This window comes from Mycoplasmopsis adleri (assembly GCF_045276205.1).
Classification (GTDB): domain Bacteria; phylum Bacillota_I; class Bacilli_A; order Mycoplasmatales; family Metamycoplasmataceae; genus Mycoplasmopsis; species Mycoplasmopsis adleri.
Genome location: NZ_CP174162.1, coordinates 748,608 through 771,769, shown reverse-complemented (window position 1 = coordinate 771,769; position 23,162 = coordinate 748,608). Strand labels below are relative to the sequence as shown.

The following is a 23,162-nucleotide window of genomic DNA, read 5'->3' as shown; positions in this document are numbered from 1 at the left end:
TTAAGACTCCTAATAATTATTCATTTCTTTTAAGCAATCTAATCGATTGGTGATTTTTAGCTAAAGCCTTAATATTATTCTTTCCAAATTGAACAATAATAGTATCACCTTTAACTTCTAAGATGGTTCCTTCACCAAAGAAAGTATGACTAATTACATCACCTGGAATCATCTTTTTATTTCATTCTTTAAGTTTTTTATCATCAGTGATTTCTTCACCATAAGAAGCACTAATATCTTTTTCTACAATATAATCATTAACATCGATACCCATTTCTTTAAGGAAACGGCTTGGTGTTTTATCTTTGTTTGAATTAAACAATTTACCACGAGAATCACTAACAAATAATCTATTTTTAGCACGTGTAATTGCAACATATGCTAAGCGTCTTTCTTCTTCAATAGATTCAGGATCATTGTTTGAACGATAATGTGGGAAAATGTCTTCACTCATTCCAACTAAAAAGACATTATCAAATTCTAATCCTTTAGCGGCATGAACTGTCATTAAAGAAACATAGCTTAACGATTCATCAGCTGAGTCATTAGTTGATAATAATGAGACATATTCAAAGTAATCTTTGATAGTTTTACCTTTATTTGCTTCTTCTCATGATTTAATACCATCAATTAAAGCTTTAATGTTTTCTTCACCAGTTCCTTTAAGAGCAACATCTTCTTTAATGTATTCATAATAACCAATTTCTTCTAAGAATTTGTCTAAAACAACACTTAATGAATTGTTGTTTAAGGCTTTTTTATACTTGTTTACGGTATTTAAAAAGACAACTAAATTTCTTTTTGCTTCATCTGGAATAGGTACGATTTTAATGTATTTCATTAAAGCTTCATAAATAGAAAGATTTTTTGATTTAGCAAAATCAATAATTTTGTTTAATGTTGCTTCACCTATTTTTTTAGGTGGAATATTAATGATTCTTATAAATGGTAAATCATTAGCATCATAAATAACTCTTAAGGAAGCTAAAGCATCTTTAATTTCTTTACGTTGATAGAATTTTTCGCCACCAAAAATTTTATAGTTAATGTTTTCATTCATTAATTGTTCTTCAAAGTTTCTTGAGTAACTATTTGAACGATAGAAAATAGCTATATTTTTAAGTTGAATTTTTTGTTTTTTAAGTTCATTAATTTTTTGTACAACTCATCTAACTTCAGCTTCTGGGCTAAAAGCATGAATGAATTCAATTTCAGGTCCAACTTCCTTATCTGTTACAAGGTTTTTGTTAAATCTGTTCTTGTTGTATTTAATTAAGTTGTTAGCAGCATTTAAAATATTTTGGGTTGAACGATAGTTTTTATTCAAAATAATTGTTTTAGTGTTTTTGAAATCATGATCAAATTCCAAAATTAAATTAACATTAGCACCTCTTCAACGATAAATAGTTTGGTCAGGGTCACCAACGATTGTTAATTGTTCATTTTTAGAAGCTAAAGCTTTAATAATTTCATATTGAATAGTAGATGTATCTTGGAATTCATCAACTAAAATGTAAGAATATCTAGAAGCTCATTTATCAGCAACATCTTTATTCTTTTTGAAAAGTTCATTAACTTTAATAATTAAATCATCGAAGTCTAAACTCCTCATTTCAGCAAGAGTTTCATTATAAACATTAAAAATATGTGCAATTTTTTCACCATCATCAGCAAAAGCAGCACCTCATTCTGATTGGAGGTGATGTTTGATTTCATCTGACGTATAGTTCTTGTTTTTTGCTCAAGAAATGATACGAATAATATTTTTGAAATTAGCATCGGAAGGTTCAATATTTAATTTTTTATAAATCGATTTTAAAATATTTTTCTTATCGATGTCATCAATGATTTGAAAATCATTTTTTAAATTAATATGGAATGCTTCTTCTCTTAAAATTTTTGCACAGAGCGAGTGGAAGGTAGAAATTTCAGGATTTTCTTTTGTAAATTTTGTGTTGGTGTATTGCTTTACCCGTTCAGCCATTTCGTTAGCTGCTTTATTTGTGAAAGTTACAGCTAAAATTTGTTTTGGACTAATACCAATAATATTAATTAAGTAAGCAATTTTACGAGTTAAAACTCTAGTTTTACCACTACCAGCTCCGGCGATAATCCTCAGTGGACCATCAAAATAAAGTAATGCTTCTTTTTGTTCTTCATTAAGATCGTCAAGAATCATATTTTCTTTGTTGTTAATCATTTCTTGTAACATATTTTGTCCTTTCTAACTCAAAGATGAATTTTAATTAATGAAATTTACTTTTTGGTTTTCTGTTTTAAATGGAATTAAAACAATTTGTTCGTTTACGTCTTTTTTATAGTGTTTTCAGTAAACTACTCTTGAATTTGTACCCATATCGATTAAACCTAAATGCTTTTTATTTAAGATAATGAATGCATAATCTATTACATAAAAAGCTCCAATAACTCCAATTAAAGTTGAGACTGAATAATAAACAATTGAGAATTTAAAATTTTGAGATTTAGGATCTTTTGCTTTAAGTGAGAACTCAATAAAACTTTTAAAATCTGGCGGATAAATTAATGCAAGATATATTAAAGCAATAACTATTCAAACTCAAAAGTTATAAACACTTCTAGCTAAATACATTTTAAAAATTGCTTTATTGTTTATGACTTCAGGATTTTCATTGAATAAAACTTGGGTTCTAAAAATAATCATTCATAAAGTTCTACCATTAAAACAAAACGGAATTAAAATGTATAAAACAAAAGCATAAATTATTGTAAAGGTTCAGAATAAATAATAATTTAACGGCTTAATTTGATGTTTAACATTCATTGGTTTTTGGATTAATAAAAAGAATGTTAAAAAGATTAATGCAGCAAAAGTAATTAAATCTAAGGTTCGATATAAAATACGAATTCAAAAACTTACATTTTTATGAGTCATTTTAAAGTTCACCTAAAATATCATTTCATTTATTAATTTCAGGTAAATTTTTAATTAAGCTCACCTCATTGTTATTTTTAATCATGTAAATGTTGGTATCAAAGAATAAGTGATTTTCTTCGTGTTGTTGTTTTAAATATTTATATAAATCTTCTGTGTATTTCTTTGAACGCATTTCATTGTAGTTTGCTTGGTCAGCAAAAATTTGTAAGCTAAATCTTTTTCTTCAAGTTTTTAATAAACCACCTAAAAAGATTTGTAAAAAGTAAAATGAAGCATAATTAATTTCTTCGGTTAATTTAATATTATTAGATTTCAAAAAGCTAATAGTGTCAGCAAATTGACCTATGAAGTTGCTTGGAGTTAATCAAATATTTGATGAAATATTTTCTCTTACAATTCTTTCGTTAATGTAAACATATGATTGTGATTTGATTAAAAGCATGTAAGTAAGTTGTACGGCAAATTTTGTATCATTTAATTCTTTTTGTTTGTATTTAACAAATTGATGTACTAAGGTAGATTTGAAAATTTTATTGAAAATAAATGGATAAGCATATGCTATATATTCAGGGTTTTTATCTTGTTTGTAAATCATATCGCAAGTTAATCTAGGATCTGGTTTTCAACGAATTGAATTTACTAATCTTGGTCTAAATTCAACGACATCCACATCATATTTTTGAGCAGCTTGTAATAATCTTGAAACATAATAATGCTTGTCTGCATTATCTGAAAAGAAGACGTATGTATATTGACCTTTAACTAAGTGGAAAGCACTAATAATATCATTTTGAATACTTTTACGAGTGCTATTTGTTATGAATTTTAATCTGGTACCAAAAAACTTTAAATACTTTTCTATAGTACTATACATCGTTTTATTGGTGTTAGTTAGTACTAAAATTAATTCAAAATCTTGGTTATCTTGATTTTTAAATGTATCAAGTGTAGCAGTTAGATTTTTATTATTTACAATGTTTGGAACAATAATTGATAATTGCATAAATTCTCCTTTTACATTTTAATATTTCCACTTGTTCTAGGATAAGGGATAACATCTCTAATGTTATCTACACAAGTAACATACATTACTAATCTTTCAAAACCAATTCCAAAACCAGCTGAGCCAGCATCACCAAAACGACGCAAGTCTAAATATCATTGCAACTCTTCTTGACTAATTCCAATTTCAAGAGCTCTTTGCAATAATTTGTCATATCTTACTTCTCTTTGGCTACCGCCAATTAATTCACCAATACCTGGAACTAATAAATCAAATGCAGCAACAGTTTGACCATCATTATTTTGATGCATGTAAAATGCTTTGAATGATTTAGGGAAGTTGGTAATAGCTACTGGTCCTTTAACAACTTGTTCGGCTAAGTATCTTTCATGTTCAGTTCCAAAGTCTAAGCCAAATTCGATATTTTTGTTGTCAAAAATGTCTTTAACTTTGTTCAATTCAACTAAAGCATCTCTATAATCCATAACTGTTAATTTAGTTTTGATAAAGTCTTCAAGTCTTTTAATTAAGGTTTGATCAACATTTTCATTTAAATATTTAAATTCGTTTGGACATTTTTTCATTGTGTTTTTTATAATCGTTTTTAATAAATCGTCAGCAAGTCTAATAGCATCATCTAAATCGTAGAATGCCATTTCAGGTTCTACCATTCAAAATTCAGCAGCATGTTTTTTGGTGTTTGAGTGTTCTGCTCTAAATGTTGGTGCAAATGTATAAACTTTTTTAAAGCCTAAAGCATAACTTTCAGCATGTAATTGTCCAGTAACACCTAAAGTTGCATTTTTGTTTCCAAAAAATGGTGCTTCTTTATTTTCATCGTTTACATAAAATAATTCACCGGCTCCTTCACCATCATTGCTTGTAATAATTGGTGCGTTAAAATATAAAAAGCCATGCTTTTCAAAATATGAGTGAATTTCTTGTGCTAGTGCTGAACGAATTAACATAACTGATCTTAAAATATTTGTTCTATGTCTAACATGTGGAATTTCTCTTAAAGTTTCTAAGTTAATTTCTTGTTTTTGAATTGGATAATCATTTTCAGCATTAGCTAAAAGTTCAAATTTGCTAGCTAATAATTCTAAAGGTTGTTGTGCTTTAGGAGTTAAAACAATATTTCCTTTAACTCTTACAGCAGCACCTAAATGAATTTGATCCAATAAATCAAAATCAAATTTTTCATCCTTAATTGTAACTTGTAAACTTTCAACAGTTGAACCATCATTGATTGAAATAAAACGAATCTTTTTGTTTCCTCTGTTTGAAACTACCCAGCCTCTTATATCTACGAATTTATCAGCAAACTGTTTTTCGTTCTCAAATATATCTTTTATTGAATAATCTACCATAACGTCTCCATTTTAATTAATATTATGATTAATATTTAGAATATTAATTCATATATAAATTTTAACATAAAGTAGCTTAATATTTAATTATCATTCACAAAATTTCTTGCAAAAACAATAATGTTTTTTACGTCGTTTACCAAAATTTTATAATTTTCTGTTTTCCTAAAACCACTATTAAACAATGGAATAAATCAAAAACGGTTTTAAAATTTTTGCTTAATGTAATATTTTTTAATTTAATAAAATTATTGTAAAATAATATTTGTATTGTGCGATTTGAGCTTAGGCTCATTTTTTCGCTAAATTATATTTAAGGAGATAAAATGTCTACACTAGCAATAGTTAATTTAACTTTTGGTGTTATTTCATCAGCTATCATGATAGCTTTATGTATTCCACAATTAATTTCAATTTATAAGACTAAACAAGTTGGAAATATTTCATATGCTACATTTTTAATTTACTTCTTCGGCGGTTTCTTATTTTCATTAATTATGGTAATTAAAGCTGGAGTTGGAACATATGAATTTAATATTGATAAGACACAAGATACTGATCCTATTATTAATATTTTAGGTAATGTAATATTTACAATATTAATGTCATTCACTATTACATCATTCTTTATTTTTGATAAAAATAAATCAAAAGGTTTCAAAATTGGTATTGGTGTAATGCTTTGAACACTTACAACATTCATTTTAATTTGAGCAATTATGGCATACGCAAGTCCTAAATTTAGATTAAATCAAAGTCCTTCTAATGTTGTTATGACTATTTTAACAATCTTAGCAACTTGTTGTACAGCATTACCATTTTCTATCCAAATTGTTAAAACAATAAAAGCAAAAAGCGCTGAAGGTTTAAGCATCACAATGTTATACAGCGGATTAGTTTTAAACATGACTTTATTCATTTATTTATGTACATTATTACCAATAGTAGCACCAATGTTCTGAATTGTTGTTGTATTCCAAAGTATTGCAATTTTGATTTATACAACTCAAATTATCTTGTATTATGTTTTCAAAAAACAATCACAAGTTGCTGCTCAAGTTTCAGCAGAGTAATTTTGAAAAAGAGCCAGAGTTATTCTCTGGTTTTTCTTTTTAAACTATAAAACAGACTAATAAAGCAAAAAGCATTATATTTTTGAAGTCCCAAACCGCGCTTTTTGAGCTAACTTCATATATAAATAAAAATTAAAATTAATATATAATATTAAATATGAATTAAATAGCAAGATATGTTTATATCTAGATAGGAGTTATATGGCATCATATGATAGAGATCCTGAAGCATGTGCTGAAAGAATCGAAAAAAGAAGACAATTATTAATTAAATTACATGAAGAAAATCTTTATGAATTAGCTCACCCAGAATCAATTAGAGAAGAAGACAAACCAATTAATAAAAAGTGTGATGATCCTTTATGCAAAATTGCTAGAAAAAATATGAGTCCAGCTGAATATAAAGCGGCTTTAACAATTAAAATTCTAGCTGTAGTAGTAAGTATTTTAGTAATTGTAACTTGCACACTTGTAGCAGTTATGATTAGTAAATTATAAGGAGATAAAACATGGATAGAATTTTAATTATTACAGTTTTAGTTATTTCTTCTCTATCATTAATTATTTCAATTATTCCTTTTTTAGTTTCATTATTTAGAATGAAAGTGAAAAAGAGCCGTTTTAAAAAACTAGGTAAAAGTACACAAATTAGATTGATCAACCAACTTCGTGAAGCAGTTGAATATTTATCTAAAAATAAAATTGGTGCTTTAATCACAATTGAAAACAATGATAATATTGATAACTTAAGAACTGACGGAATTATTCTTAATGCTAATATTTCTTCAAGTTTATTAATCTCAATTTTTAATAAATATTCGCCATTACATGATGGGGCAGTAATTATTAGAGATAATAAAATCTACTATGCATCAACTTTTTACAAAATTACTAAAAAATCTATAGATAACCAATATGGGGCTCGTCATAGAGCTGCAATGGGAATTAGCGAATTATGTGATGCTACAACTATAGTCGTTTCAGAAGAAACAGGAAACATCAAGTTTGTTAAGAATGGTTCATTCTACAATGTAAAAATTGAACAATTCCAAGAACAACTTGTTAAATACTTAAAGGACTAAAATGAACGAAGAACAACAAAACAATTTGGAAAATACTCAACCCGAAATTTCTGAGGAAATGCACGAGGAAGAACAACATGATAAAAACGTTTTACGTTTAAAAGAAATTACAAAAGAGTTAAATGTTGCTAAAGCAAGAGAATTTGTTGATGAAATTCCTAATGCTGATATAGCATCATTATTCCCTGATTTAACTTCAGAAGAACAATTAACATTCTTGCGTTTAATTAAAACTGATGAAGCTGCTGAAATCTTTAGTTTTTTAGATGAAGATATTCAAGTTGAACTAGCACAAAGTTTTACTGAAGATTGAGGTATGAAATTACTTCAACAACTTCAAAGTGATGAATTAGTTGACGTGCTTGATGAACTTCCTGCTAATGTTACAAGCAAGATTTTAGCTTATACACCTGCTGATAAAAGAAGCGAACTTAATAAACTATTAAGTTACAATGACGATGAAGTTGGAAGTATTATGAGTATTGATATTTCAAATATTCCTAATACTTATACTTGTGAACAAGCTCTTAATAAAATTAGAAGAGACTATGATAAAAATAAAAAAGAACTAGTGCATTATTACTATGTTACTGATAATGTAAATAAATTATTAGGTTCTTTAACATTAGAAGAAATAGCTTTTGCTGATCCTAATGAATTAATCGATAACATCTATAGCCCAGTTGCTTACGTCGAAACTAATGAGAAAAAAGAAAATGCTGCTAAAGTATTTAGCGAACATGATATGTCAGTTTTACCAGTTGTTAACCATGAAAAAAGATTGATTGGTATGATAACTAGTGATGATGTAATTGATGTTATTCAAGATGAAGCTACTGAAGATATTTATAAAATGGCTGGTATTAATAAAAAAGCTGCTGATAGCGAATATATGAAAACACCATGATATAAATTACTTCAATCAAGAATTTTATGACTTTCAATTCTATTGCTTCTTTCAACAGTAACTCAAATCATCATTCAATGATGTTTATTCAAAACAAGCACTTTGATTAACAAAAACGCAGCACTTGGAGCAACTAACTTATTAACTATTGCTTTTGCCGCTATTATCCCAATAATTATTGGAGCAACAAATAACACAACCTTGCAATCTAATATAAGTGTTTCAAGAGCTCTTGCTTTAGATGAAATTGAAAGAAAAGAATATAAGAAAGTTATCTTAAAAGAATTCTTAGTCGGTTTATTTGTAGCACTTGTTTTATTCGTATTAAACTTTGGACGTTTAAGTGCTTACTTCGCTATAACTAAAGATTTAATTGGCGATGAAAAATTAAAATACTGAGCATTAATAATTGCTACTTCATTAGCTTTATTTATCTCAATTATTATCTCAACTTTATTCGGAGCATTAATTCCTATCGCTTTTGCTACTAACAAAAAAGATCCTACCTCAATTTCAGCAATTATGCTTAATACATTATTAGACTTTGCTACATCATCAATTATTTTTGGAATAGCTTATGGTATTCTTTACGCTGTAGTATAACAATTATAAGGAGGCTAAATGGATAATATAATTCAAATTAATTCTGCGCCTTGTTCATGTCCTGCTTGCCAATTAATGATTAGCGTGAAATCACTAAATTCAAGCTTAACTCAAAGCCAAATTGAAATTCTCTTTTGAATGATTGTAGTTGGTTTAATCACTATCACATTAATTGTAATATATAGCTGTTTTATAGCCAAATATGTAAAAAATCGTAAAGCTTGTTATCATCATATAAATCATGCTAATGGTGCTTTATTATAATAATTAAAATCATATAACTTTGCCAATGAACTTTAATCAGGCAAAGTTTTTTATCGCAATTTTTGCCTTAATTTAAGATACTTAACCTCTTAATATTAAGGGCTATTCAACTACATTAAAGCAAAATAAAAAGCACTGAAATAGTGCTTCAAATTATTAATAATAACTTATAAAACAAATTCTTAAACTCTTAGGTTTGAAATCTAATAATGTTTCAAACTGACTGGTTATTTCAGTTCTCAATGATTCAATTGTCTCTTTCAATGAACTATTACGTTTTACTTTTACATCAATTACAAATGAAACATTTGAGTGGTCATCTAAAAATGAAATTCTAGGTTCAGATGCCAATTTAATATTTTTAGTATCCGCAATAGCGTTGTGAATTAAATCTAATAAAGCATCTTCAGTTACTGAAAAAGTTTCATTAATTCCACAAGTTGTAGTTAATAAATTCATTATTTATTAGCTCTTCCTACATATTTACCAGTTTCAGTTGAAATAATGATTTGATCACCTTCGTTTATAAACATAGGGGTTTCTAATTCATAACCTGTTTCAACTTTAACCTTCTTTTGAGGGTTGTTAGCAGTGTTACCTTTAACAGCATCAGGTGCTTCAGTAACTTCTAATGTAACATTGTCGTCTAATTCAATATCAAGAATTTCATCTTTATATTTTCTAATTTTAACGATCATACCTTCTTTTAAGAAGTTCATTTCTCATTCAACGTGTGAAAGAGGAATTTCAACTTGTTCAAATGTATCATTATCCATTAAAACAATGTTTTCACCATCTGAATATAAGTATGACATTGGACGTTTGTCAATGTGTGCTTTGTTAACCATAACACCACCGGTGTATGATTTAATTGTTGTACTACCTGTTCTTAAGTTTTTAACTTTAGCTTTAACGTTAGCTTGACCTCTACCTTGTTTTGAGTGTTGAGCTTCAATAACTACATAAATTTCGCCATCGTCTTCGAAAGTAATACCAGGTTTGAATGTATTAACATTAATCATATTTATGCTCCTTATTTATTCTAAAATATATGTTTTATTATATCAAAAAAGGCATTTTTAAAAATAAGAAAGGGCGATAACCCCTTGCTTTTTTATAATAAATATAAAAAAGTAGCGTTTGCTACTCTTCTGCAGAACTGGTCGGTGATTGTAAGCGAGTTTTCTTACGAATTAAAACTAACTTTGGTTTAGTATTATCATCAGCTAATAAATCTGAAATTTTATCTACAATAATTAACTGATCTTTAATAGCTAAATAAGGTAATTCATCGCTTGAATAATCTTTTAGCCAATCAATCTTTGTAATTAACTCGTTTCTATCCATTTTATAAATAACATCTAAATTAATAGTGTCACATAACTCAATCTTTTTAAATGAACCATCATCTAAAATACCTTGATCAACATCAATTTCTAAACTATTAATTAATGTTTGTTCTGTGTCTTCTTTTTGTAAACAATTTACAAAAAATAAGTCGTCACCGTCTTCGGCAATTAACATTATCACATTTGTTTCTAATTTGTTATCTCCTTTTATTTTTTTAACAAATTCTAATGTTAATGGAAGCGGTTTTAAAATAGGTAATTCAACCTTTATTAAATCTTTTTTATTTGTTTTCATAATTCTATTTTATAAAGTTTCATTATGCGATTTTTAATATAAAGTTTCTACTTTGAGTTTTGTGAATAAAATATAAAAAGTTAGTTTTTAGTTGTTTTTTATCGCAAAAATGAATTTTTTGTAAAAATTTGTTATGTTAATAAAATGTAAATAATTAAAATCTTGTTTTTTGTTTAGTTTGAAGTTCTATTAATATTCATTAAAAAGCGGGTTTTATAATATGTTATAAAATCTTTAAAAAATAGATTAATAATAGGTAATATAAAGTGGCTTTTTGTAATACTAAAAATAAGCATTAATTTAAAAACAAAACAATACCTTATTTTTTGCAGAAATAACGACAACTTAAAATAATTTATGAATTACCTTAAATTCAGTAACGTAAACAAAAGTTTTTAATATGTTTATTTTAATCAAAGTCAATGCATCATAAAGGTGCTAAATTCATATTAATAAATATTAATAAAAAAATCTTATTTGACTGTTTTATAGCCAAATAAGAAATTAACAAGCTGTATTTTGAACAATATTATTTTTATCATCATCAGAAAACATATCATCTTTATTTTGTTTATCTTTTTTAAATTTTAATTTGCTTTCTGTATGTTTTATTAAACGATTAATGTTGCTTCAGTGCAATGAAATTACTAGTGTAGCTAATATAGTATAAATAATAGGACTTACATATCAATAATCTGAAAGTGCTGTAAATGAGGTTTGTCTCATTACATTGTTCATTCAATAGCCTACTGGACCATCAATCATTCATGGAATTCAAACAAAAATTAACATTAAAGCAGCAGTTAAAATAGAACCTAATGAAACATATCTAGATGTTAAAACAATAATTAAAAATATAAGAAAAGCTATTAAAAATAAAATGATATTAATACTTATTACAACCCCAATTGTACAAGCAACACCTTTACCACCTTTAAATTTATAATAAATTGTAAAGACATGTCCTAATACAACTCCTAAGCCAATTGATTGAAAACTAATAAAATAAGTTGTTCCAAATTCTTTTCAGCCAGGTATCAATTGAAACATTAAAGCGACAATTAAAATTGGTATGAAAGCTTTTAATACATCAATAACAAAAACTGCTAAAGCAAATTTTTTACCGTAAGTTCTTAAACTGTTTGTTGCTCCGGCGTTTTTGCTATTATGGTTTCTAATATCGTCATGCTTATATCTTTTACTTAAAATAATTGAAGTATTAAATGAACCAATTAAGAAATAGCCGATTAAAACTAATGATAAATTTAATAATATACTATATAGGATATTCATATTGTTATTATTTTATCAATATTGAATTATTTCTGATATAAAAATCGCTAGATAATTATAAATTTTGTAGAAATTATTCTATATTCGTAATTTTTAAAAATAAAAAACTTAGTATTGCTACTAAGTAATTATTAAATGAATAAATTATTGAGCTGATTTCATTTGTTCAGCAACTTCAGCTGCAAAGTCACTTTCTTTCTTTTCAACACCTTCACCAACACCGTAACGAATTACTTCTACTAATTGGTTTTTGTGTTCTGATAAGTATTGGTTAATTGTTTTTGAATCATCCATCATAAATGGTTGAACTTCTAAAGTAACTTCAGCAATTTTCTTGTCTAATGAACCTTTTTTGATCATAGCTTGAATGTTTGCTGGTTTCTTATCGAAGTTAGCTGGAATTACAAATTCAGCTTCAAATTGTGCTAATTTTTCAGCTGGAATATCTTTAATAAAGATGAATTCAGGTTTCATAGCACTTGCATGCATAGCAACATTACGAGCACTTTCAGCATCAGCACCTTTAACTTTAACAACTGCTGCGATTTGACCATTAACGTGTACGAATGATGAAATAACTTCACCTTTTCCTGCTTTAATGATTTCAAATCTTCTTAATTCGACTTTTTCGCCACATTTTGCTGTAAATTCTTCAATTAAATCTTTAAGTGTTTCTTTTGATTTAGCTGGAGTTAATTTTAATGCTTCTTCAACATTTTTAACATTTGAGTGAGCTAAAATGGTTTCAGCAATTAAATTAAGCAATTTTGTAAAGTCTTCATTTTTTGCGACAAAGTCTGTTTCACAGTTCAATTCGACCATAACTGCTGTGTTTGAATCTGATGCAACAGCGATCATACCTTCAGCTGAAACTCTACCTGCTTTTTTAGCAGCTTTGATTTTACCACTGCTTTTTAATCATGTAATAGCTTTTTCAATATCTCAGTTTGATTCTTCTAAAGCTTTTTTACAATCTACCATACCTGCGTTTGTTCTTTCACGCAATTCTTTAATTAAAGCCATTTTATCCATAATGAATACCGCCTTTATAATTATTTACTTTCGCTTGTGTTTGAAGTTTCTTCAGTTACATTTTCAACTGTGTGTTGTCTTCTTTGAAATGGTTTTGTATTTCTTTGAAATACTGGTTTTTCTGATTTGAATTCAGGTAAAACAATTTTGTCATCAGGTTGGTAAGCAAATTTAGCTTTTCCACCACGTGCTACAGCAATAGCATCAGCTAAAATTGTAATAATTAAAGTAATACTTTTTGCTGAATCATCGTTAGCAGGAATACCAAAGTCTACTAAATCAGGATCTGTGTTTGAGTCTAAAATACCAATAACTTTAACGCCTTTGCTTCTAGCTTCTCTAATAGCAATAGTATCTTCGTTTGGATCAGCTACAATCATGAATTGAGGTATTGATCTCATTTTTCTAATACCTTCAAGGTTTTTGTGTAATTTATCAAGTTCTTTTTGTTTTAAAAGACCTTCTTTTTTGGTGTAACCTTTAAAACCTTCAGCAGCTTGTTTTTCTAATTCTTCCATAGCGCCAACTCTTTTGAAAATTGTTGATGCGTTTGTTAATGTACCACCTAATCATCTTTCTGATACGTAGAAACTACCAGTTCTTAAAGCATTATCTTTAATTGTGTCTTTAGCTTGTTTCTTTGTACCAACAAAAATAAATGATGTTCTAGGGTTTTTTGAAACATATTTTAATAATAAGTTGTAAATGAATTCTAAACGTTGTAATGTAAAGTTTGAATTAATCATGTGCATTCCACGTTTTGTTTGAGGGTATAAATATTCCTTCATTTTAGGGTTTCATAAACTCTTTTTGTGACCAAAATATGTACCAGCTTCTAATAATTTTTCTTTTGAAACGATAAGAGGTTTGTTTTCTTTAGCAACTTCTTTCTTTTCTTCTGTTTTTTTAGTAACTTTTTCAGCTACTTCTTTTTGTTCTTTTTCCATGTTGTGTTTCCTTTAGTTTGTTATATCATCCTATTATTTCGAACACCTAGCACCTTTTCTCAAGGCACACCCAAGTGAATTCATAATAGTGCTTAAATTTATGTTTCCATAAATGTGAATTAATAAAATCGTTGTGATTTATAAATTCTTTTATATTTTAACATAATTATTATTAAATATAAATTAATGATTCTACATTTTATCCCGAGTTTCCAACTTTTACAATGTAATTTTTAACAACTCATCTGTTTGATGAGCTGTTTTTAATAATTTAAAATTTTAATTCATTTAAAATTCTTAAATATGTTTGATAATCTTGAATTGCTTGATTATTGTTGTCGTTAATAATATATTCTTCACTTTCAATTTTTCCGTCAATAATCTTGCATGTTTTGATTGTTTCTTTTATTACATCTTGTAATTTTTTGATTGTGATTTTTTCATCTACAACACCGAGTTCTTTCAAACCTTTGTTTAAATAATAAATAACAAAATTTAATAAAACAAGAGATAAGAAGCAAAGTACGAAATGACCTTCAATATGCTTTTCACTTCATACATAAATAGGTCTTACAGCTAAAGCACTTTTTAAAGCTCTAAAGTTTGATTCTATTTGTCATTGTTTTGAATATAAATTCACAATTTCTTCAGGTGATAAATCAAATCTAGAGGTTTCATAAGCATAATATCCGTCAAACTTTTCATCTTCGATAATTTTGTCATAGTTAAGTTTGTAATAACCTTTACCACCAACTTTTTCGAAGAATTTAAACTTCTTTTGACCGAACATTACTTGAACATGAACTAGTCCGTCTTTATCTTGTCTTTTAATAAAATTATCGATTAAAATTTGTCTATCATTTTTATCTTTTAATGCTCTTTTTTTACTATATGTTACTACCAATCTTCTCTTGTGTCCGTTTGCTCTTCTATTCTTTCAAAACGAATAAAAAGTAGTTTCTTTATATTCAAAATTATTGTCTCCAAAATAGCCGGATTCATCTATTGCAAAGGTCTTTCGGTCATTTGAAGCCGCTTTTAATCTATAAGATAAAATGTAATCAATATCGTTATCTTCTAAGAATCTTATGTTTCTATTTGTACTCATTCCTCTATCAGCAATGAGTGTTACTTTGTTTAATTCATATTGTGATTTTATATTGAAAATAAAATTAATAAATGTTGATGCATCAGCAGTGTTCCCTTTGAATAATTTATAGTGAATTGGAATGCCGTTTTCATCTGTTGCTAAACCTAAAACAATTTGATCTTCTTTGAATTTTCCATCTTTAGAATAACCTGGATATCTCAATCCTTCTCTTACAAAACTTTCAAAATATACCGTTGAAGAGTCGTATCAAATAATATCTATTTTTCTATTTTTATCTTTGATCAATGTATCGTTAACACTCTTTAAAATGTTATTTTTATTTTCAGCTAAATAGTCTAAAGTATTATAAAATGTCGTCTTTTCAACTTCTAAATTTATATTGAATTTGTCTTTATTTTTAAAGGATGAAAGCATGCTACCCGGATTTACAATTCTATTTGAAATCATATATTTTAATAAATCATTTAAATACTTGGATTTTGATACTTTAGCATCTTTAAAAGGATTTAATTTTTCTAAGAAACTGTATAACAAATCATATCCATAATTGAACTGTTTTGTTTCAATTTTAACCTTGCTTATATCTAACTCTAATTGTCTAATTATCATATTTCTATCTCAATCAGTATTGTAGTTTTGAGATAGTTTTTTATTTTTTTCTACTGGATCAGAACAATATTTTTCTCATTTTTCAACTGTACCGATACCGATAGATTTCTTATAACCTTTGCCAAATCCTCCTGAAAGTGCTAAAGATAAGTAAGTAGAGTTCTTATTTTTTCTTGAAATTAATAGTCATTTGTCTTTTTTCATATCTTTATTATACCACAAATTACAATGTAATTATGTAAAAAAATAACTTTTTTTATTTATATATAAATAACACTGAAAAAAGTAATAAAAAAGAGCTCCAACTTGGAAACTCAGGATAAAATCGTTGTGATTTATAAATTCTTTTATATTTTAACATAATTATTATTAAATATAAATTAATGATTCTACATTTTATAATAGGTTATAAATTTATGTTTCCGCGCGCTAATACTAGCAAAAATAAAAGCATCTTAAATACTAAGATGCCTATTTTATAGTTAAATTATGTTTTTATTTTGCTGTAATAACTTGAGTATAAATTTTACTTCATTTGTTATTTACTATTATTTGGAAATGAATGGTCACTTCATTTTTAGCTTTATCATAAGTTATATAAACACCTTTTCTAGATTTATTACCAGGTATGTTTTTATAACCGATATTAGCATCTCCACCATGAGTATTAAGAGGTTCACCTAATTCACTATTGATACTAAGTCCGATAATTGGTTTTCCATTTTTTCTTTGTGTTTGAATTTTGCTTTTAATAATTGTTATTGTTGAATCATTTAATTTTTTCTCAGCAATTTCTTTAAGTGTATTAAACACTGCTTGTTTTTTAGCTTCATCAACTATAAATAAAGGTTTTCCAGATTCTATGAATTTAATTAAATCATTTTCTACGGGGGCTGCATTATTTGCTTCAAAACCTTTAATTAATAATTCAGGCGATTCATTAGAAATAATCGATGGATCACTTTTAGACTTTAGTTGTACCTTAATAACCATTGTTCCGTCATCATCATTAAAACTTACTTTAGATACTTTTAAATCAATTTCATTAGCAACAGCTTTTAAAGGACCATAATTTTTATAATTAGCTTTTATTGTATTAACATCAAATTCCGAAGGTTTTTTGTCTTTCATATTTGGGAAATAGAAATTCTCAGCAGTAACTTTTGCAACTATTTCATCAAGTTGAGCCTTTGAAACAATAGTTGAAACTTTAAATCCTTCAATTAGATGTTCTGCAGTATCAGATTTATCGTGCGTTTTTTCATCTTCTAATTGAATGGATAAAGTTAATTCACCTTTAGCATCATCTGGTTCTGAAACACTAAAAATATATTTAATACCCGGAATCTTGTCATTTACTTGAATTGTAGAAGGGTCAAATTTTGAAGCTTCAATATTTTTGTCTATAACTAGCTTAGATAAATCAATATTGATTAGCATTTCATTTAATTCATCAACACGAGTTTTAACAGTAGTTGCAACTTTAAAACCTGAAATTGTGAATGTTTTAGTATTTGATTTATCTTTTGTTGTTTCATCTTCTAGTTGAATTGATAAAGTTAATTTGCCATTTACATCATCTGGATTTTGTACGCTAAAAATATATTTAATACCAGCAACTTTGTTTTTTACTTGAATTGTAGAAGGATTAAATTTCGATGCTTCAACATTTTTATCTATAACTAAACTAGATTCGTTAATATTGTCTAGCATTTCATTTAATTCATCAACACGTGTTTTAACTGTAGTTGCAACTTTAAAACCTGTGATAATAATTACTTTAGGGTCAGTTTTAATATTATTTTTGGTTAAAATGATTTGAACAGTTATTGTACCAGTAGAATCATCTTTCTTTAAAATAGTAATATTTGCACTTGCTCCATTTGTGTTTGCTTCAAATGCCTTTTCACTTACAGTAACTTTACTTGGAAGTAAATTTGCTTTATTTTTAATAACAAAATTTGATTCATTAATTTTGCTTATTGTTTCTTCTAATTCTTTTTCAATTGTTGTTTTATAATCAGCATACTTATCTGAACATGATGAAGAAACTAAAGAAATAAATGGTATTGTGGACAAAGCTGTACCACTTAATATAAATTTTTTAATTTTTTTCATTTTTACTCCTTGAAATTATTCGTTTATTAGCAATATAATTATAATTTTTTAATTATAAAGTGGTATTTTTCTCACATTTATATGAAAAAACACCCTATTTAGTCATATTAGAGACTTATAGAGTATTTTTTGTTATAATATAACCTAATTTAATTTTTTTAGTCAACGTGAATTGAAATTAATTGTAAAAATTTATCAATATCTAAACTTGCATTTCCAACAAGAAAACCGTTAACATCAGGTTGTTCTGCAAATTCATAAATATTATTTACATTTACACTCCCACCATAAAGAACTGGGACATTTTTGCTTGTTAATCTATGGATTATTTCACATGCTTTTTGCACTTCTTCGGGGTTAGGTGTAATACCTGTACCAATTGCTCCCGAGTTTCCAACTTTTACAATGTAATTTTTAACAACTCATCTGTTTGATGAGCTGTTTTTAATAATTTAAAATTTTAATTCATTTAAAATTCTTAAATATGTTTGATAATCTTGAATTGCTTGATTATTGTTGTCGTTAATAATATATTCTTCACTTTCAATTTTTCCGTCAATAATCTTGCATGTTTTGATTGTTTCTTTTATTACATCTTGTAATTTTTTGATTGTGATTTTTTCATCTACAACACCGAGTTCTTTCAAACCTTTGTTTAAATAATAAATAACAAAATTTAATAAAACAAGAGATAAGAAGCAAAGTACGAAATGACCTTCAATATGCTTTTCACTTCATACATAAATAGGTCTTACAGCTAAAGCACTTTTTAAAGCTCTAAAGTTTGATTCTATTTGTCATTGTTTTGAATATAAATTCACAATTTCTTCAGGTGATAAATCAAATCTAGAGGTTTCATAAGCATAATATCCGTCAAACTTTTCATCTTCGATAATTTTGTCATAGTTAAGTTTGTAATAACCTTTACCACCAACTTTTTCGAAGAATTTAAATTTCTTTTGACCGAACATTACTTGATCATGAACTAGTCCGTCTTTATCTTGTCTTTTAATAAAATTATCGATTAAAATTTGTCTATCATTTTTATCTTTTAATGCTCTTTTTTTACTATATGTTACTACCAATCTTCTCTTGTGTCCGTTTGCTCTTCTATTCTTTCAAAACGAATAAAAAGTAGTTTCTTTATATTTAAAATTATTGTCTCCAAAATAGCCGGATTCATCTATTGCAAAGGTCTTTCGGTCATTTGAAGCCGCTTTTAATCTATAAGATAAAATGTAATCAATATCGTTATCTTCTAAGAATCTTATGTTTCTATTTGTACTCATTCCTCTATCAGCAATGAGTGTTACTTTGTTTAATTCATATTGTGATTTTATATTGAAAATAAAATTAATAAATGTTGATGCATCAGCAGTGTTCCCTTTGAATAATTTATAGTGAATTGGAATGCCGTTTTCATCTGTTGCTAAACCTAAAACAATTTGATCTTCTTTGAATTTTCCATCTTTAGAATAACCTGGATATCTCAATCCTTCTCTTACAAAACTTTCAAAATATACCGTTGAAGAGTCGTATCAAATAATATCTATTTTTCTATTTTTATCTTTGATCAATGTATCGTTAACACTCTTTAAAATGTTATTTTTATTTTCAGCTAAATAGTCTAAAGTATTATAAAATGTCGTCTTTTCAACTTCTAAATTTATATTGAATTTGTCTTTATTTTTAAAGGATGAAAGCATGCTACCCGGATTTACAATTCTATTTGAAATCATATATTTTAATAAATCATTTAAATACTTGGATTTTGATACTTTAGCATCTTTAAAAGGATTTAATTTTTCTAAGAAACTGTATAACAAATCATATCCATAATTGAACTGTTTTGTTTCAATTTTAACCTTGCTTATATCTAACTCTAATTGTCTAATTATCATATTTCTATCTCAATCAGTATTGTAGTTTTGAGATAGTTTTTTAATTTTTTCTACTGGATCAGAACAATATTTTTCTCATTTTTCAACTGTACCGATACCGATAGATTTCTTATAACCTTTGCCAAATCCTCCTGAAAGTGCTAAAGATAAGTAAGTAGAGTTCTTATTTTTTCTTGAAATTAATAGTCATTTGTCTTTTTTCATATCTTTATTATACCACAAATTACAATGTAATTATGTAAAAAAATAACTTTTTTTTATTTATATATAAATAACACTGAAAAAAGTAATAAAAAAGAGCTCCAACTTGGAAACTCAGGAAAACACCCTATTTAGTCATATTAGAGACTTATAGAGTATTTTTTGTTATAATATAACCTAATTTAATTTTTTTAGTCAACGTGAATTGAAATTAATTGTAAAAATTTATCAATATCTAAACTTGCATTTCCAACAAGAAAACCGTTAACATCAGGTTGTTCTGCAAATTCATAAATATTATTTACATTTACACTCCCACCATAAAGAACTGGGACATTTTTGCTTGTTAATCTATGGATCATTTCACATGCTTTTTGCACTTCTTCGGGGTTAGGTGTAATACCTGTACCAATTGCTCAAACTGGTTCGTAAGCAATAATAACTTTGTCAATATTAACTTCATTTAATAAAACTTGAATTTGTCTTTTCAATGATTCTTCAGTTTTATTATTATCATGTTGTTCTTTAGATTCACCTATGCAAATTACTGGAGTAATGTTAAATTTAACTGATTGTTGAATTTTTTTGTTAATCATTTCATCATTTTCATGTTGTGAGTGGTATTTTCTTCTTTCAGAGTGACCGCATAAAGCATAAGTTACATTTAAGTCTTGTAACATGCGGGCACTAACTTCACCAGTGTAAGCACCTTCATCATGTCTTGACATATTTTGACTACATAATTTTAAATTGTCAATCTTATTTGTAAAATAAGCTGCTAAATTACAATGAGCGGGAGCAATTGCGAAAGTATTATTATTAATATATTTTTCTAAATCACGGTTTTGTTTAATAAATTTTTTATATTCTTTAGCAAATTGATCATAAAAATCTAATGTTTCAGTAAATGTGTTATTCATTTTTCAATTACCGATAATAATAAACTTTTTCATATAACCTCGTTTTCTAAAAATATCTTATATTATAATCAATCATTAAATATTTAAACGAATAATTAAATAAATTATGCTTTTTTTAGCATATTTTCGAATTCTTGCTCACTAATTATGGAAATATTCCACTCTTTTGCTTTGTCTAATTTACTTCCGGCATTTTCTCCTAAAAGTAAATAATTAGTACTTTTTGAAATAGATGAATGAACTGAACCACCATTATTTTCGATTAAATTAGCAAAATAATCTCTAGGCTTACTTAATTTACCTGTGATAACAAATGAATAGTTTTCAAAAATATTAGAAGCTTTTTTTGCTACTGATGAATATGAGAAAATTTCATCAAATGCTTTGAGTAATTTTTGGTTGTCTTCATTAGCTAAATAATCTTTTAAACTTTCAATAATTTTTGGACCAATGTTTTTAATATTAACAATTTTGCTTAAACCTTTATCTTCTAAAAGTTCATTAAAGTTATTATATTCTTTAGCAATTAACTTGCTTGCTCTAATTCCTAAATGCTTAATTCCTAAAGCAAAAAGTACTTTGAAAAATGGACTACTAAGCGATTTTTCAATATTATTAAGTAAATTATTTACCTTTAATTCTCCATAACGATTTAATTCCATTAACTCTGTTTTATAGTTCTTTAAAGAAAATACATCAAGAATATTTTTAATGTGTTTTGGATATAAATCCTTAACAGTTGTTAAACCTAAACCAACAATGTTCAAAGCTTTTCTATCACAAAAATGATAAATACTATTTATATTCATTTCTGGACAATCTGGATTAATACAGAATTGATCAACATTATCATCAATTTCAACTAATAATGAATTACATGAGGGACAATTTAAAATTTTTGGAAATACACCTATTGAATCTTTTTCACTTAATTCAATAACTTTAGGAATAATCTCACCAGCTTTAATAATTTTAACTTTATCGTTAATATTAATATTCAATGTAGTTATAAAGTTGTAATTATGTAAAGTTGCTGCTTTTACAATTGTTTGATTTAATTCAACAGGTTCTAAATTAGCAACATAAGTAATTTTTCCAGTTCTACCTACAGTTGCATAAATTTTTTTAATTGGGCTAATTGCAAATTCAACATCATATTTAAATGCAATTGAATGTTTAGGAAATTTGCTTGTTTTACCTAATTTATCTCATAAATCTAAATCATTAAGTTTGATAACTAAACCATCAGCATCATAAGGAAGTGTATTTTTAATTTCAGCAAAGTTTTCAATGGCTTCTTCTAATTCTTCTACTTCAACTAATTTTTCATATGGATTAGTTGGAATATTAAAACTTTTAATAAAATCAAGAGCATCTTTTTGACTATGAATATTATAACTAGCTGGATCAACTAATTCATATAAATAACTGCTCAAATTTCTTTTAGCAACTATTTTTGGATCTAGTTGTCTTAAAGTACCGCTAGCAATATTTCTTGCGTTAGAGTAAACTTTGCTATTTTCTTTTTGCATGCTTTCATTAATTTTTTCAAAATCTTTTTTCATTATGAATACTTCACCACGTACTTCAAGTTTTTTGAAATAATTAATTGCTTTTGGAATACTTTTAATTTGATAGACATTTTGAGTCACATCTTCACCTTCAATACCATCACCCCGAGTTGTTGCTTGAACTAATTTGCCATTTTCATAAACTAAACTAATGCTTAAACCATCGATTTTAGGTTCAATGCTAAATTGAATATCTTCGACTGACACAAATTTAGAAATGTTATCAATGTATTTTTCAATTTCGTCATAATCATAAGCTTTAGCTAGTGAAAGCATAGGCTTTTCATGAATTACTTTTTTAAATTTATTTTCAGCAAAACCACCAACAAAATTAGTAGGACTATTTGCTAAAACAAACATCGGAAATTCTTGTTCTAATTTTTCTAATTCTAGTAATGCTTTATCATATTCTAAATCAGAAACACTAGGATTATTTTCTACATAATATTCTTCATTTCATTTATTAATTAAAGCAACTAATTCTTCAATTCTTTTTTTAGCATTTTCTTTAGTCATGATGGCTCCTTAACAATAAGATAGATATCTTATTTAATATATAAATTATATAAAATTTAACACTTTATTTTTAATCATAA

General features: G+C 26.6%; 21 protein-coding genes. 5 read left to right on the top strand and 16 right to left on the bottom strand.

Features of this window, described 5'->3' with window-relative positions; genetic code table 4:
- Window positions 1-16: 16 nt before the first annotated feature.
- Genes ACJA22_RS03265 through asnS form a run of 4 tightly spaced genes read right to left on the bottom strand, consistent with a single transcriptional unit; the run spans window position 17 to window position 5,290 of the window.
- Window positions 17-2,200 (bottom strand): ATP-dependent helicase, encoded by a 2,184-nt coding sequence (locus tag ACJA22_RS03265; protein WP_406617571.1) that lies wholly within the window; start codon window positions 2,198-2,200, stop codon window positions 17-19.
- A 42-nt stretch (window positions 2,201-2,242) separates the two neighbouring features.
- A complete protein-coding gene (locus ACJA22_RS03260) occupies window positions 2,243-2,914 on the bottom strand; it encodes a hypothetical protein (RefSeq protein WP_406616846.1) in 672 nt (223 codons plus the stop codon).
- A 1-nt stretch (window position 2,915) separates the two neighbouring features.
- Window positions 2,916-3,920 (bottom strand): glycosyltransferase, encoded by a 1,005-nt coding sequence (locus ACJA22_RS03255; protein WP_406616845.1) that lies wholly within the window; start codon window positions 3,918-3,920, stop codon window positions 2,916-2,918.
- A gap of 11 nt (window positions 3,921-3,931) precedes the next feature.
- The gene (gene asnS / locus ACJA22_RS03250) at window positions 3,932-5,290 is read right to left on the bottom strand and encodes an asparagine--tRNA ligase (protein WP_406616844.1); all 1,359 of its coding nucleotides are present in this window, start codon (window positions 5,288-5,290) and stop codon (window positions 3,932-3,934) included.
- A gap of 326 nt (window positions 5,291-5,616) precedes the next feature.
- Here asnS and ACJA22_RS03245 point away from each other — a divergent pair, with 326 nt between their 5' ends.
- From ACJA22_RS03245 to ACJA22_RS03225, 5 genes are all read left to right on the top strand, one after another.
- A complete protein-coding gene (locus ACJA22_RS03245; protein ID WP_406616843.1) occupies window positions 5,617-6,363 on the top strand; it encodes a PQ-loop repeat-containing protein in 747 nt (248 codons plus the stop codon).
- A gap of 201 nt (window positions 6,364-6,564) precedes the next feature.
- Window positions 6,565-6,861 (top strand): hypothetical protein, encoded by a 297-nt coding sequence (locus ACJA22_RS03240; RefSeq protein WP_406616842.1) that lies wholly within the window; start codon window positions 6,565-6,567, stop codon window positions 6,859-6,861.
- An 11-nt stretch (window positions 6,862-6,872) separates the two neighbouring features.
- Entirely contained in the window at window positions 6,873-7,445 is a 573-nt protein-coding gene (locus ACJA22_RS03235) for a diadenylate cyclase (RefSeq protein WP_406616841.1), read from the top strand.
- Window position 7,446: 1 nt separating this feature from the next.
- The gene (mgtE, locus tag ACJA22_RS03230) at window positions 7,447-8,955 is read left to right on the top strand and encodes a magnesium transporter (protein WP_406616840.1); all 1,509 of its coding nucleotides are present in this window, start codon (window positions 7,447-7,449) and stop codon (window positions 8,953-8,955) included.
- An 18-nt stretch (window positions 8,956-8,973) separates the two neighbouring features.
- Window positions 8,974-9,219 (top strand): hypothetical protein, encoded by a 246-nt coding sequence (locus ACJA22_RS03225; protein WP_406616839.1) that lies wholly within the window; start codon window positions 8,974-8,976, stop codon window positions 9,217-9,219.
- A 156-nt stretch (window positions 9,220-9,375) separates the two neighbouring features.
- Here ACJA22_RS03225 and ACJA22_RS03220 read toward each other — a convergent pair whose 3' ends face one another.
- The 12 genes from ACJA22_RS03220 to ligA all read right to left on the bottom strand — a co-directional run bounded on the left by ACJA22_RS03220 (window position 9,376) and on the right by ligA (window position 23,082).
- On the bottom strand, window positions 9,376-9,678 hold the full coding sequence (locus ACJA22_RS03220) for an MMB_0454 family protein (RefSeq protein WP_406616838.1): 303 nt from the start codon (window positions 9,676-9,678) through the stop codon (window positions 9,376-9,378).
- On the bottom strand, window positions 9,678-10,241 hold the full coding sequence (gene efp, locus ACJA22_RS03215) for an elongation factor P (protein WP_406616837.1): 564 nt from the start codon (window positions 10,239-10,241) through the stop codon (window positions 9,678-9,680). The genes ACJA22_RS03220 and efp overlap by 1 nt, the downstream gene beginning before the upstream one ends.
- Window positions 10,242-10,362: 121 nt before the next feature.
- Window positions 10,363-10,863 carry a hypothetical protein gene (locus ACJA22_RS03210; RefSeq protein ID WP_406616836.1) on the bottom strand — a complete coding sequence of 167 codons (501 nt, stop codon included), beginning with the start codon at window positions 10,861-10,863 and terminating at the stop codon, window positions 10,363-10,365.
- A 504-nt stretch (window positions 10,864-11,367) separates the two neighbouring features.
- The gene (plsY, locus tag ACJA22_RS03205) at window positions 11,368-12,156 is read right to left on the bottom strand and encodes a glycerol-3-phosphate 1-O-acyltransferase PlsY (RefSeq protein WP_406616835.1); all 789 of its coding nucleotides are present in this window, start codon (window positions 12,154-12,156) and stop codon (window positions 11,368-11,370) included.
- 144 nt (window positions 12,157-12,300) lie between these two features.
- Window positions 12,301-13,188: a translation elongation factor Ts gene (gene tsf, locus ACJA22_RS03200; RefSeq protein ID WP_406616834.1), complete on the bottom strand. Its 888-nt coding sequence runs from the start codon at window positions 13,186-13,188 to the stop codon at window positions 12,301-12,303.
- A gap of 20 nt (window positions 13,189-13,208) precedes the next feature.
- A complete protein-coding gene (rpsB, locus tag ACJA22_RS03195) occupies window positions 13,209-14,135 on the bottom strand; it encodes a 30S ribosomal protein S2 (protein ID WP_406616833.1) in 927 nt (308 codons plus the stop codon).
- Window positions 14,136-14,406: 271 nt separating this feature from the next.
- The gene (locus ACJA22_RS03190; RefSeq protein WP_406616832.1) at window positions 14,407-16,059 is read right to left on the bottom strand and encodes an IS1634 family transposase; all 1,653 of its coding nucleotides are present in this window, start codon (window positions 16,057-16,059) and stop codon (window positions 14,407-14,409) included.
- Between the two features lie 291 nt (window positions 16,060-16,350).
- Window positions 16,351-17,973 carry a lipoprotein 17-related variable surface protein gene (locus tag ACJA22_RS03185; RefSeq protein WP_406616831.1) on the bottom strand — a complete coding sequence of 541 codons (1,623 nt, stop codon included), beginning with the start codon at window positions 17,971-17,973 and terminating at the stop codon, window positions 16,351-16,353.
- 158 nt (window positions 17,974-18,131) lie between these two features.
- Window positions 18,132-18,353, bottom strand: coding sequence for a triose-phosphate isomerase (locus tag ACJA22_RS03180; protein WP_406617570.1), 222 nt, complete (start codon window positions 18,351-18,353; stop codon window positions 18,132-18,134).
- Between the two features lie 72 nt (window positions 18,354-18,425).
- Window positions 18,426-20,078: an IS1634 family transposase gene (locus tag ACJA22_RS03175; protein WP_406616830.1), complete on the bottom strand. Its 1,653-nt coding sequence runs from the start codon at window positions 20,076-20,078 to the stop codon at window positions 18,426-18,428.
- A 188-nt stretch (window positions 20,079-20,266) separates the two neighbouring features.
- Window positions 20,267-21,028 (bottom strand): triose-phosphate isomerase, encoded by a 762-nt coding sequence (gene tpiA, locus ACJA22_RS03170; protein WP_406616829.1) that lies wholly within the window; start codon window positions 21,026-21,028, stop codon window positions 20,267-20,269.
- 71 nt (window positions 21,029-21,099) lie between these two features.
- On the bottom strand, window positions 21,100-23,082 hold the full coding sequence (ligA, locus tag ACJA22_RS03165) for an NAD-dependent DNA ligase LigA (RefSeq protein ID WP_406616828.1): 1,983 nt from the start codon (window positions 23,080-23,082) through the stop codon (window positions 21,100-21,102).
- Window positions 23,083-23,162: the final 80 nt, after the last annotated feature.